The following is a 12549-nucleotide window of genomic DNA, read 5'->3' as shown; positions in this document are numbered from 1 at the left end:
ACCACCTCTCTTTGATTATACTATTATATCGAGATGCACACTAGAGTTTTGGGGGATTTGAGTTTGGTTATATATTTGTGTCCGCGCAACAAAGGCGCGGGGAAATGGAGAAAATCATGAAACAACTTTATCATCTTACATTAAGACATACAGTATTATTTTTTAAGGATAAAGGACGCTTCTTAACAGCTTTGATTACACCAATAGTCTTAATTGTCTTGTATATGACATTTCTAGGGACTGTTTATCATGATTCACTAGATAGTATAGTAAAGTATTATTCTGTATCACAAAAAATTATTGATGCTTTTGTGAATGGTTATCTCTTTTCATCATTACTTGCAGTGAGTTGTGTCACAGTATCATTCTGTTCAAATATGATTATGGTACAAGATAAAGCAGATCATAAAATAAAGGACTTACTCATAGCACCTGTTAGTAAAACAACATTAGCTCTTAGTTATTTTATTTCTACTTTACTTATCACTATGATTATTAATATCACTGCTTTACTTGCATGTTTTATTGTCTTAGGTACAAGTCACTTTGTTTTACCAGTAAAAGATATATTATATTGTTTGCTAGATATCTTTTTGCTTACTTTGCTTGGTGCTTCTTTATCATCTATTATTAATTATTTCCTTACAACACAAGGTCAGATTTCAGCTGTTAGTAGTGTAGTGAGTGCAGGATATGGTTTCTTATGTGGCGCTTATATGCCCATATCTCAATTTACACCTGCAGTACGTGCTATTATTAAGTTCTTACCAGGAACTTATGGAACTGCACTTATTCGTAAGCATTTATTAAATAGTTTATTTATTAAACTAAATACAAAGGTTCCTTCTACGATCATGAATGAAATTCATCAAAGTTTTGATACATCATTTACACTTATGGGACATACAATTACAACGAGTATGATGTATCTCATTATGATTGGGACATGTTTTATTTTACTGTTTGTATACATTTTATTGAATCAATTCAAAAAAGATATGTAAAATTGATGTAATTTGATACATAGGATTGAAAAATATGAGAAATAGTTTAAGATGTTTTTTGTGGAGGAATTATTAAGTATTACCATGAAACTCTTAAAGAAATTAATTATACTTATTGCATTAGTTATTGTTTATGTATTTTCTAATGCAGTAAGTATTTATATATATAGTTTTAAAGATGAAGCAAGAACTGCAGATGTTGCGATTGTTTTAGGTGCATCTACATACAATGGTCATGCTTCACCTGTTTATCAAGAAAGAATTAATCATGCTGTTGTTTTATACAACAAACATCTAGTTAAGAAAATCATCACAACAGGAGGATATGGAAAAGGAAATCCTGTTAGTGATGCCTATAATGCAAAGCTTTATGCAATCAGTCAAGGTGTACCAGAAGATGATATTCTTACAGAAGACCAGTCAACAGTCACTTTAGAGAATCTCATTAATGCGAAAAAGATTATGGATGTTGAGCATTATAAGACTGCATTAATAGTCAGTGATCCATTACATATGAAAAGGGCCATGCTTCAGGCAAAGGATGCAGGCATTACTGCCTATACATCACCAACGCAATCTTCTAGATATCGCACAAGAGATACTAAGTTTAAGTTCCTTAAACGTGAAGTAACCAATTATATCGGTTATAAATGGTATCGTCTCTTTAAATCCCTTATCAAAGTATGATAGAATAGCATTAAGGGTTGAAGGGAGCTGTTTGTCGTGTTTATGATTAATACAGGATGTATATGCTGTGCAATTCTCGCATTAACATTCTTGTTTTATTATATAATTTGTACATGTCTTAAAGGATTAGGTGTTTATCGTATTAGTGCATTTAAGAATGTACCTCGTGAAGAAAGCCATTATTATGATAAGAAAAGAATCAGCCGTGCTCAAAGAAGTGCATTCAAGAAATGGTTTATCATATTAAGTATAGGTACAATACTATCATATTATGTTAGTCAGTACTTTGCTTATGCTGCAATAGGACTATGGGCACTTATATTCTTTAAAGATATCTTTGTGAAAAAAGAGAACTTATTTCGTAACTATCGTATCTAATGGCCTTATAGGTCATTATTTTTTTAGGTGACATTATGGAAAAACTATTACTTGTACTTATATGTATTTTAGGTGTTGTCATCATGGTCAAAGGTTTTGTGAGTCGTTTTCAATATCGACTTAAAGCGACCCACTGTTCTTTACAGACATCAGGAAAAATTATAGATATAAAACAAGAAGAATTAAATTTATACAGGATGACTATTCAATACTATGCAGAAGGGAAGTTTATTGAAAGAAAGCCTTCTATCACATACTTCCAGATGAAATATTTTAAAAACAATAAGAACGTCACAATAGACTATGATCCTACATCTTGTGATACATTTATTATAGAAGAAGACTTATTTCCTATACGTTTTACTAATTGTCTCATATTCAGTGGCTTTGTATTAGTATGCTGTGCTGCTTTATTTATTATCTGAGGTGAATTATGAAGAAAATAATATTACTGCTTCTAAGTGTATTTTTAACAGCTTGTACATCATCTTCAACTACAAATAAAAACTTTATCAATACTAAAGGAACAACCTTGGAAACACATATTCCCACACCCAAAGGATATACACGAGAACAAAGTGATTTTGCACATTTCTTACAGACTTATCCATTAAAGGAAAACGGTAGTCCTATTCTTTTATATAATGGGAAAAAGAAGTGGGATCAAAGTGCTCAAATTGCGGTATTTAAGTTACCGATAGAAAATGAAAACCTCCAACAATGTGCCGACTCCGTCATGAGAGTTTATGCAGAATATTACTGGCATACAAAACAATATGATAAGATTCAATTTCATTTAAGTGATGGATTCTTATTATCTTATATGAAATGGAGAGAAGGGTACCGTGTCGTCATTAAGAATGATCATGCATCTTATGTAAAGAGTGCATCCTATGATGATTCTTATGAATGCTTTAAAAAATACTTGCGTATTGTCTTTGCTTATTCAGGAAGTGCAAGTATGGTGAGTGAATCAACACCTATCAAACTAAATGAAATAAGAGTAGGAGATGTTTTCTTAAAAGGTGGTTCACCAGGACATGTCGTGATGATTGTAGATGTTTGTACAAATAAAGAAGGAAAGAAGGCTTTCTTACTCGCACAAGGCTATATGCCTGCACAGGAATTTCATCTATTAAAAAATCCATTACATGATGATCCCTGGTATTATGAAGATGAAATCAAATATCCATTTGAAACACCTGATTATACATTTGAGGAAGGCAGTTTAAGAAGATTATGTTATTGATGAATGTTTTTAGTGGTCACAGAATAGATCCATTACATATTAAGGAAGATGATATTCACTTAGAGGATATTGCTCATGCATTAAGTCTTATATGTCGAGGGAATGGTCATATTAAATATTTCTACTCTGTGGCCCAGCATTCTCTCAACTGCGCAAAAGAAGCGCAAAGCAGAGGCTATAGTAAACATGTTGTTTTATCATGCTTATTTCATGATGCAAGTGAAACTTATATGAGTGATCTCATCACTCCTATAAAAAAACAGATGAAAGAATATCAGATAATAGAAGACCAGCTTCTAGAAACAATATTTCAAGCTTTTCATATTCAATTAAAGAATGAAGAAAAAAATATCTGGAAAGAGATGGATCACTTACTGCTTGAAGCAGAATTAAAGGAAATGATGCCTTTAGAAGAAGATAGACCAACTGTCACACTTATAAGTGTTCCTGATTTAAAGGAACACTATTATCGTGAGATAGAAGCAGAATTTAAGGCTTATGCGCTACAATTATTGGAGGATTTATAATGAAGATTTATGTTACATATAAGTTTTTAATCAAAGAAGACAGAGATGCTTTTTATAAAGCAATCAAAGAGAATCATATTCAGGAATTATCTTTATCTGATGAAGGATGTCTCAAGTATTCTTATACACCTAAAGATGATACTGTTCTTTTTTTAAAGGAAGAATGGGCATCTCAAGACTTACAGTTAAAACATTTAACTCAGCCTCATATGGACTTGTTGAAGGAATTAAAGAACCAATATCTGTGTCAAACAACAGTGCGTCATGGCACTGCTTGTTTAGAAACTGAATGTTTGATATTAAGAGAGTTTAAAATAGAAGACGCTGATGATATGTATCATCATTGGGCTAATGATGAAAAGGTCACTCGTTATTTGACTTGGCCACCTCATCAAAGTATAGAAGACACAAAGCAGTTACTTTCTTCCTGGATTCAGTCTTATGAAAAGGGTGATTCTTATAACTGGGGCATTGTCGTAAAGGATAAGAGTACACTCATTGGAAATATTTCTGTTACAAATATTGATCATAAAACAAACACAGTAGAAATTGGCTATTGTATTGGGCAGGCTTATTGGGGTCATGGATATGTTGCAGAAGCACTTAAAGAAGTTATTTCTTACTTATTTAAGGAAGGTTATGATTTAGTACGTGCAAGACATGATAAAAATAATCCTCATTCAGGTCGAGTGATGCAAAAAGCAGGTATGAAATATGAGGGAATCCTTAGAAAATCTGCAAAAAATAATCAGGGAGTTGTAGATGATGTTGTATACTCAATTCTTCCTGAAGAATTAGAATAGGAGATTTTATGGAAGTTAGAGAAATATGTTTGGCAAATGTCAAAGAGATATCACAATTATTTAATGAAATATTCTCCAGGGAACCATGGAATGATGAATGGAATGAAGAGGATCTATCTATTTATATGCATGATCTAGTAGGTAATCGCTTATCTTTATCTATTGGTTTATATGATGGAGATCAGCTTATTGGAATTGCGTTAGGTCGTATCAAACATTGGTATAATGGAAGAGAATTCTGGATTGATGAATTTGGAATTATGACGGATGAACAATCTAAAGGACTTGGTTCACAGTTTATGGACTTAGTTGTTGATTATACGAAAAAAAGAGGAATAGACCGTATTATGTTGATTACGGAAAGAGAGTTTCCTGCTTATTACTTCTACCAGAAAAATGGATTTGAAGAACAATCATCACAGGTTGTCTTCATGAAACAATATTAAAGAATTAAGTACGTATTTTTCTGTACGTACTTTTTTGTCTTAAAAAACATATAATTTACTTTATTGATGACAAAATGTGACCTATAAATTGCTTATAATTACTATCATTTGTAAAATGGAAGCGCTATAATAGTAGTGGTTAAAATGTATTGTAAGGAGATTGATAATATGAAACTATTAGAACCAATTAAAGTAGGTCCAATCACATTGAAAAACCGTATCATGTTCCCACCAATGACAACTGGCTATGAAGAACGTGACGGTTCAATTTCTAAACAGAGCTTCAACTTCTATAAACGTATTGCAGAAGGTGGTGTATCTTATATCGTACTTGGAGACGTCGCACCAGTAAATACTGTTTCTCCAACACCAAAATTATTTAAGGATGAACAGATTCCAGCTTATAAAGAATTAGCTGACGCATTACATGAATTTGATTGTAAATTAGGTATTCAGATTTTCCATCCTGAATATGATGTTCAGGCTTTAGCTGAAATGTTTAAGAAGGGTGATATGCAGGCAGCTCGTGCTAAATTACATCATGATATGCTTCATTTCACTGATGAAGTAACTCCAGAAGCATTAAATACAATTCTTAAACAGATGGGTGAATGCGTAAGACGTGCTTATGAAGCAGGTGTAGATGTAGTAGAAGTTCATGGAGACCGTTTAGTAGGTGCTTTATGTTCTACAGTATTAAATCATCGTACAGATGAATATGGAGGAAGCTTCGAAAATAGAACACGTTTCGCATTACAGGTAGTAGAAAGCATTAAAGAACATGCCCCTCATATCTGTATTGATTATAAACTTCCAATCATCACTGATAACCCATTAAGAGGTAAAGGTGGATTAAAGATTGATGAAGCTGTTGAACTTGCTAAAAAGCTTGAAGAAGCAGGCGTTAATATGATCCATGTTGGACAGGCTAACCATACAGGTAACTTGAATGATACTATTCCAGCAATGGGTACTCAGCCATATTGTTTCATGCAGTCATATACTAAGAGAGTTAAAGATGCTGTAAGTATTCCAGTATCTGCAGTAGGACGTATCGTTACTCCACAAAATGGTGAAGCATTAATTGAGAACGGTGTATGTGATATTGTTGGTTATGGACGTTCATTGTTAGCTGATCCTGATTATGTTAAAAAGATTGAAGATGGACAGCCATGCAGAATTCGTTTATGTATGATGTGTAATAAGGGATGTACAGACTCTATCCAAAACAGAAAGTTCTTAAGCTGTGTTCTTAATGCAGAAAATGGTTATGAATATGAAAGAACTATTACTCCTGCAGATGATAAGAAGAAGGTTGTTATTGTAGGTGCAGGACCTGCAGGTTTAGAAGCTGCAAGAGTTGCTGCAGTGAAAGGTCATGACGTTATTGTTTATGACAAGGATACTCAAGTAGGCGGACAGTTAAATATTGCTTCTGTACCACCTAGAAAAGAAGAAATGAATCGTGCTATTCATTATCTCGCAAATGAAGTCAAAGCATTGGGTGTTGATTTACGTTTAGGTAAAGCTGTTACTAGCGAAGATATTTTAGCTGATCAGCCTGATGAAGTCATTGTTGCAACTGGTGCTTCTAACTTCATCTTAAATATCCCTGGTAAGGATATGCCTCATGTACAGGATGCTTGGAAAGTACTTTCTAATGAACAGTTCCCAGCAGGAAGAATCGTTGTTATCGGTGGTGGACTTGTAGGTGCTGAAACAGCTGAATACCTTGCACTTAGAGGTAATGATGTAAGTATCGTAGAAATGATGGATACTATTGCGAAAGAAGAATCAACTACAATTCGTCCAGAAATGATGGCTGATTTTGAAAAGCATGGTGTTAAACAGTTCACTAATACTAAGGTAACAGAAATTACTGCAACTACAGTAGAAGCAGAAACTGCAGAAGGTAAAGTATCACTTCCATGTGATTATGTAGTATTTGCAGTAGGTGCACGTTCTAATGCATTTGACGTGACTGCATTAGAAGAAAAGAATATCCATGTTCAGGTTGTTGGTGATGCAAATAAGGTGGCAGACATCAATTCAGCTATTGAATCTGGTTATCTTGCAGCAAACGCTTTATAAGATGCTTGAGACAGGCTATGCCTGTCTTTTTGTGTTATAATACCTTTCTCAAGGAGGCGAGAGGATGGCACATGTTCCTACATATCTTGCAATAGATATCAAATCATTTTATGCATCTGTAGAATGTCTAGAAAGAGGACTCGATCCACTAGACACCAATCTTGTTGTTGCAGATGCCTCACGTACAGAAAAAACAATATGTCTTGCCGTCTCTCCGAGTTTAAAAGCCTATGGTCTTCCTGGACGTGCAAGATTATTTGAAGTGATTTCTAAACTAAAAGAACTCAATCATCAAAGAGAACCACTTGATGGAAGTTCTTTTCTTGCATCAAATCTTAATAAGAATAAACATAAAGCTATAGATTATATTATCGCAAAACCGCGTATGTCCCTCTATCTTGAATATTCGACACGTATTTACTCAATCTACTTAAAGTATTTCTCTCCTGATGATATTCATGTCTATTCTATTGATGAAGTCTTTATCGATGCAACACATTATCTTGATACATATGAGTTAGATGCTTTTCATCTTGTTCAAAATATTATTCATGATATATACAAAGAGGTAGGTATTACTGTGACTGCAGGAATAGGAACGAATCTTTATTTAGCTAAAGTCGCGATGGATATAGTTGCCAAACATAAAGAACCAGATGAGAAGGGAGCACGCATTGCGTACTTAAACACATATGCCTATAGAAAACTATTATGGTCTCATACGCCTCTGACTGACTTTTGGAGAGTAGGTAAAGGTATTTCTAAAAAACTCAATAACATCGGTTTATATACAATGGGAGATATCGCAAGATGCTCATTAGAAGATGAAGAAAAACTATACAATCTATTTGGAGTCAATGCAGAACTGCTTATTGATCATGCCTGGGGTTGGGAACCTTGTACCATGCCTGCCATTAAAGCCTACAAGGCACCTTCTAAAAGTATTGGAACAGGTCAGGTATTATCATGTGCTTATGATTATAAGAAAACTGAAATCATTTTAAAGGAAATGATAGAATCTTTAAGCATGGATCTCTTTGAAAAACATCTAGTGACTAATAAGCTTGTCCTTACAATTGGCTATGATATTGAGAATATGAAGGAATATCGTGGAGAAATCATGGAAGATCGTTATGGCAGAAAGCTTCCAAAGCATCTCCATGGAACAATTAATTTAGATAGATATACATCTTCTTATAAGCTCATGTGCGACGCCTTATTACGTTTCTATCACTCACATATAAATCATGCACTTACAATAAGAAGAATTCAGCTCAATGCAACACAGGTAAGAAGTGATGATGATATTCCTGTAACTTATAAACAGCTTTCTTTATTTGATGAAGAAAAGATAGACGTGGATTTATCTAAAGAAAAGAAATTGCAGAGTGTCACACTTGATATTAAGAAGAAATATGGTAAGAATGCCTTACTTAAAGGCGCTGATCTTCAGGAAGGGGCCACAACTAGAGATAGAAATAAAATGATAGGAGGGCATAATGCATGAATTATGACGATATAATCAATATGAAACATCCTACTTCAATAAATCATCCAAGAATGTCCATGAATAATAGAGCGGCTCAGTTTGCACCCTTTGCAGCTCTTAAGACACATGTAGATAAAATAAGTGAAGCAGGAAGACTTACGACTCAAAAACGTATATTAGATGAAGATAAAAGACAAGTATTAAATAGAGTACTTAACAATCTACTTATTAATAAAAAAGAACATCTTTCTATCATGATAGATTATTTTGTAGAAGACGAGTATAAAGAGGGTGGGTCTTATGCAACAGTAAGAGGTCAGTTTAAAGATATTGATGAAATTAATAAAAGAGTGATACTACTAGATAAAACAACCATTCTCATCGAAGATATTTATCATATAAGTATACTAAAGGATTAAGACTGATTCATTTCAGTCTTTTTGATTGTTTAGCACTCAAATATTGACAATGCTAATAAAGGTGTGTATACTGTCATTAGCATTTAAAATACTAGAGTGCTAAAGGAGCGTATAAAAATGTCAGATAAGAAAGAATTTAAAGCAGAGTCTAAAAGACTCCTCGATTTAATGATTAATTCTATTTATACTCATAAGGAAATCTTCTTAAGAGAATTGATTTCGAATGCCAGTGATGCAAGTGATAAGCTTTATTATAAAGCATTACAAGAAAATATTTCTGGTTTCTCAAGAGAGGATATGGCTATCAACTTAATTGCTGATAAGGAAAACAGAACCCTTACAATTGCAGATGAAGGGATTGGTATGAATAAAGAAGAACTAGAAGAACATTTAGGTACTATCGCAAATTCTGGCTCTTTTGAATTCAAGAATGCCTTAGAAAAAGGTGTCAGTGATGTAGATATCATTGGTCAGTTCGGTGTAGGTTTCTATAGTGCCTTCATGGTGGCTGATGAAGTAGATGTTTATTCTAAGAAATATGGAGAAGATAAGGGTTACTTATGGAAGAGTGATACAAGTGATGGTTATACTATTGAAGAAGCTGAAAAAGCAACACATGGTACAACTATTGTACTTCATTTAAAGAAAGATACTGAGGAAGAAGATTACAGTAAATATCTTGATCAGTATGAAATCGAAAGACTTGTTAAGAAATATTCAGACTATGTTCATTACCCAATCAAGATGGATGTCACTACTTCTAGAAAGAAAGAAGACAGCGATGAATATGAAGATGTTGTAGAAAACAAGACTTTAAACTCACAGGTTCCTTTATGGAAACGTCAGAAGAAAGATATCACTAAAGAAGAATATGATGAATTCTATAAGGCAAAATTCAATGATTTTGAAGCCCCTCAAAGAGTGATGCATAATACTGTAGAAGGTGCTGTCTCTTATACTTCATTATTATTTATTCCTTCTAAAACACCTATGAACTACTATTCACAAGACTATAAGAAAGGCTTACAGCTTTATTCACGCGGTGTCTTCATCATGGATCATGCAGAAGATTTAGTGCCAGAACACTTCAGATTTGTGAAAGGTTTAGTTGATTCACAGGATTTAAACTTAAACATCTCTCGTGAAATGTTACAGCATGATAGAAAGATGAAAGTCATGGCTAATAAGATTGAAAAACGTATCCAGACTGAACTTGAAAATATGTTGAAGGATGATCGTGATGAATATGTGACATTCTTCAAAAACTTTGGTATGCAGTTGAAGTTTGGTATCTATAACAGCTATGGTATGTTGAAGGATAAGCTTCAGAACTTACTTATGTTCTATTCTTCTGATAAGAAAGAACTTATTACATTAAAGGAATATGTAGAAGCTATGCCTGAAGATCAGAAGGAAATCTATTTTGCTTCTGGTGAAACAGTAGAAAAATGTGATTTATTACCACAAGTAGAATCTGTTAAATCTAAAGGCTATGATGTTTTATATATGACTGATAATGTAGATGAATTCTGCTTACAGATGATGAGAGATTATGATTCTAAGACATTCAAGAATGTCACTCAGGGTGATTTAGACTTAGAAACAGAAGATGAAAAGAAAGAACTTGAACAGAAGACTGAAGACAATAAGCCATTACTTGAAATCGTTAAGAAGGCTTTAGGTGATAAGGTACAGGATGTTAAGTTATCTCATCGTTTAAAATCTCATCCAGTATGTCTTGCAAGTGGTGATGGTGTATCATTTGAAATGGAAAAGGTATTAAACCAGATGCCAGATGCACAGGGTGTGAAAGCAGGAAGAATTCTTGAAATTAATCCAGATCATGATTTATTTAAATCATTACAGTCTGTATATGAAAAAGAACCTGTAAAGATTGATGAATATGCATCTATCCTATTTGATCAGGCACTATTAATTGCTGGATTCTCTATTGATGATCCTGTAGAATTCTCTAATAAGATCACAAAGCTTATGATTGAGGCTTCTAAATAACAATTCAATTTGATATAATGAGAGCAGAAAAGAGGGATTCTTATGAAATTATTCTTATCTGCTCTTTGTTTATGTGCGAGTGGATTGTTAATATATGTTTCTTATAAATTGATTTATGCTTATACAATGATTGATCAGTTCCATGATGCATCATTAAAATGGATTGAAGCATTAAAAGAGAAGGATGAAGACTTAGAAAACATCCAGGTTATCTTATCTCAATATGAAAAACCAATTGATTTTATGTATAAAGTTTTTCACAAAATACACTCATTTGTGAAATAAATCATTTAAAGTTTGCGATTTACATAAATATATATGGAAAATGTTGTTTTTATATAAAAATATGAAAAATATCATTTTTATTGTTGACAATTAAAATCGTCTGACTATAATAAGACACATACATAAGAAAACTCAATGACAAAGAGAGTAGTTTAACTAGAAATCTAAGCGAGCTGGCGTAGGTGAGAGGTCAGTATGGAAAGTTAGATGAACCGCACTTTTGAGAGGATAATCTGAATACATAGGATTATCGGTATTCCGCCTTAAGGATAAGAGAGGATTTAGGAATAAATCAAGAAGAGTGGTACCGCGTTAATTGACGTCTCTTGCGAAAGCAAGAGACGTTTTTGTTTTCTTAAATTAAAAAAAGGAAGGGCATATTTATGAAAAAATTATTAAGCGTAGTATTAGTTATGTTACTTGCTGTTGGAATGACTGGTTGTGGATCATCATCTAATGGTAAAACTGAATTATTAATTGGAGTATCTCCAGACTATCCACCATATGAATCTTACAACAATAAGAAAGAAATGGTTGGATTCGATATTGATATGACTAAGGAATTAGTTAAGATCATGAACAAGAATGGTGGTAACTATTCTTATAAGTTTAAAGCTTTAAGCTTTGATGCTATTTCATCTTCACTTACTTCTGATCAGGTTGATTTAGGTATTTCTGGTTTCACTTATCATAAAGATTGGAAAAACATTCTTTGGTCTCATGCATATAACACTTCTGAACAGATTGCTTTAGTAAAAGGTGATTCTACTTTCTCAAAAGTATCTGATCTTGAAGGTAAAAAGATTGGTGCTCAGTTAGGTGCGACTGGTGTAGATGCTGCAAAAGATATTAAAGGTGCTCAAGTTACTACTGTAAAAGATGCTAAGATCTTAGTAGAAACTTTAAAATCTGGTGGATTAGATTCAGTTGTTCTTGATGGTGCAGTTGCAGAAAACTATGCTAAAAATGCTGGCTTAAAGATGATTGATGAACCATTAATTAAAGAAGAAAACATGATCATCACTAAAAAGGGTAACGACAAGTTAATGAAAGACGTCAACAAAGCAGTTGATGAATTTGTTAAATCTGATAAATACAACGAATTAAAAACTAAATGGGGTTGCTAATTTATTAATCACATAAGTGCAGATATGTTCT

General features: G+C 33.1%; 14 protein-coding genes and 1 other annotated feature. All 14 genes read left to right on the top strand.

Annotated elements, in window-relative coordinates:
- Nucleotides 1-116: 116 nt before the first annotated feature.
- Nucleotides 117-1004 (top strand): ABC transporter permease, encoded by an 888-nt coding sequence (locus H8909_RS07750; protein WP_187012415.1) that lies wholly within the window; start codon nt 117-119, stop codon nt 1002-1004.
- Nucleotides 1005-1064: 60 nt separating this feature from the next.
- Complete coding sequence (locus tag H8909_RS07745) at nt 1065-1691, top strand: YdcF family protein (RefSeq protein ID WP_226793400.1); 627 nt, start codon at nt 1065-1067, stop codon at nt 1689-1691.
- Between the two features lie 36 nt (nt 1692-1727).
- Nucleotides 1728-2069 (top strand): DUF3784 domain-containing protein, encoded by a 342-nt coding sequence (locus H8909_RS07740; RefSeq protein ID WP_117458582.1) that lies wholly within the window; start codon nt 1728-1730, stop codon nt 2067-2069.
- 35 nt (nt 2070-2104) lie between these two features.
- Complete coding sequence (locus tag H8909_RS07735; protein WP_117458581.1) at nt 2105-2494, top strand: hypothetical protein; 390 nt, start codon at nt 2105-2107, stop codon at nt 2492-2494.
- Nucleotides 2495-2502: 8 nt separating this feature from the next.
- Nucleotides 2503-3318, top strand: coding sequence for a DUF4846 domain-containing protein (locus H8909_RS07730; RefSeq protein ID WP_187012414.1), 816 nt, complete (start codon nt 2503-2505; stop codon nt 3316-3318).
- Nucleotides 3318-3845, top strand: a complete 528-nt coding sequence (locus tag H8909_RS07725; RefSeq protein ID WP_238928249.1) for an HD domain-containing protein — start codon at nt 3318-3320, stop codon at nt 3843-3845. The genes H8909_RS07730 and H8909_RS07725 overlap by 1 nt, the downstream gene beginning before the upstream one ends.
- Nucleotides 3845-4648: a GNAT family N-acetyltransferase gene (locus H8909_RS07720; RefSeq protein WP_238928248.1), complete on the top strand. Its 804-nt coding sequence runs from the start codon at nt 3845-3847 to the stop codon at nt 4646-4648. Before H8909_RS07725 ends, H8909_RS07720 begins: the two co-directional genes overlap by 1 nt.
- A gap of 8 nt (nt 4649-4656) precedes the next feature.
- Nucleotides 4657-5094, top strand: a complete 438-nt coding sequence (locus tag H8909_RS07715; protein ID WP_187012412.1) for a GNAT family N-acetyltransferase — start codon at nt 4657-4659, stop codon at nt 5092-5094.
- Nucleotides 5095-5262: 168 nt separating this feature from the next.
- Nucleotides 5263-7185, top strand: a complete 1923-nt coding sequence (bilR, locus tag H8909_RS07710) for a bilirubin reductase, long form (RefSeq protein ID WP_187012411.1) — start codon at nt 5263-5265, stop codon at nt 7183-7185.
- Between the two features lie 64 nt (nt 7186-7249).
- Nucleotides 7250-8692 carry a Y-family DNA polymerase gene (locus H8909_RS07705; RefSeq protein WP_187012410.1) on the top strand — a complete coding sequence of 481 codons (1443 nt, stop codon included), beginning with the start codon at nt 7250-7252 and terminating at the stop codon, nt 8690-8692.
- Nucleotides 8689-9093 (top strand): YolD-like family protein, encoded by a 405-nt coding sequence (locus H8909_RS07700; protein ID WP_187012409.1) that lies wholly within the window; start codon nt 8689-8691, stop codon nt 9091-9093. The genes H8909_RS07705 and H8909_RS07700 overlap by 4 nt, the downstream gene beginning before the upstream one ends.
- A gap of 117 nt (nt 9094-9210) precedes the next feature.
- Nucleotides 9211-11106: a molecular chaperone HtpG gene (gene htpG, locus H8909_RS07695; protein ID WP_187012408.1), complete on the top strand. Its 1896-nt coding sequence runs from the start codon at nt 9211-9213 to the stop codon at nt 11104-11106.
- 42 nt (nt 11107-11148) lie between these two features.
- Complete coding sequence (locus H8909_RS07690; RefSeq protein WP_187012407.1) at nt 11149-11391, top strand: hypothetical protein; 243 nt, start codon at nt 11149-11151, stop codon at nt 11389-11391.
- 126 nt (nt 11392-11517) lie between these two features.
- Nucleotides 11518-11721: a binding site (T-box leader), on the top strand.
- A 53-nt stretch (nt 11722-11774) separates the two neighbouring features.
- Nucleotides 11775-12518 (top strand): transporter substrate-binding domain-containing protein, encoded by a 744-nt coding sequence (locus H8909_RS07685; protein WP_117458571.1) that lies wholly within the window; start codon nt 11775-11777, stop codon nt 12516-12518.
- Nucleotides 12519-12549 lie beyond the last annotated feature (31 nt).

Source organism: Catenibacterium faecis, from assembly GCF_014306455.1.
Taxonomy (GTDB): Bacteria; Bacillota_I; Bacilli_A; order Erysipelotrichales; family Coprobacillaceae; genus Catenibacterium; species Catenibacterium mitsuoka_A.
Note: the sequence above shows the minus strand (reverse complement) of the source record. Positions and strands in the feature narration are given on the sequence as shown.

Coding starts and splice junctions, on each gene's coding strand:
- bilR (WP_187012411.1), top strand. CDS start 5,263: ATGAAACTATTAGAACCAATTAAAGTAGGTCCAATCACATTGAAAAAC.
- H8909_RS07720 (WP_238928248.1), top strand. CDS start 3,845: ATGAAGATTTATGTTACATATAAGTTTTTAATCAAAGAAGACAGAGAT.
- H8909_RS07735 (WP_117458581.1), top strand. CDS start 2,105: ATGGAAAAACTATTACTTGTACTTATATGTATTTTAGGTGTTGTCATC.
- H8909_RS07750 (WP_187012415.1), top strand. CDS start 117: ATGAAACAACTTTATCATCTTACATTAAGACATACAGTATTATTTTTT.
- H8909_RS07685 (WP_117458571.1), top strand. CDS start 11,775: ATGAAAAAATTATTAAGCGTAGTATTAGTTATGTTACTTGCTGTTGGA.
- H8909_RS07690 (WP_187012407.1), top strand. CDS start 11,149: ATGAAATTATTCTTATCTGCTCTTTGTTTATGTGCGAGTGGATTGTTA.
- htpG (WP_187012408.1), top strand. CDS start 9,211: ATGTCAGATAAGAAAGAATTTAAAGCAGAGTCTAAAAGACTCCTCGAT.
- H8909_RS07700 (WP_187012409.1), top strand. CDS start 8,689: ATGAATTATGACGATATAATCAATATGAAACATCCTACTTCAATAAAT.
- H8909_RS07730 (WP_187012414.1), top strand. CDS start 2,503: ATGAAGAAAATAATATTACTGCTTCTAAGTGTATTTTTAACAGCTTGT.
- H8909_RS07705 (WP_187012410.1), top strand. CDS start 7,250: ATGGCACATGTTCCTACATATCTTGCAATAGATATCAAATCATTTTAT.
- H8909_RS07725 (WP_238928249.1), top strand. CDS start 3,318: ATGAATGTTTTTAGTGGTCACAGAATAGATCCATTACATATTAAGGAA.
- H8909_RS07715 (WP_187012412.1), top strand. CDS start 4,657: ATGGAAGTTAGAGAAATATGTTTGGCAAATGTCAAAGAGATATCACAA.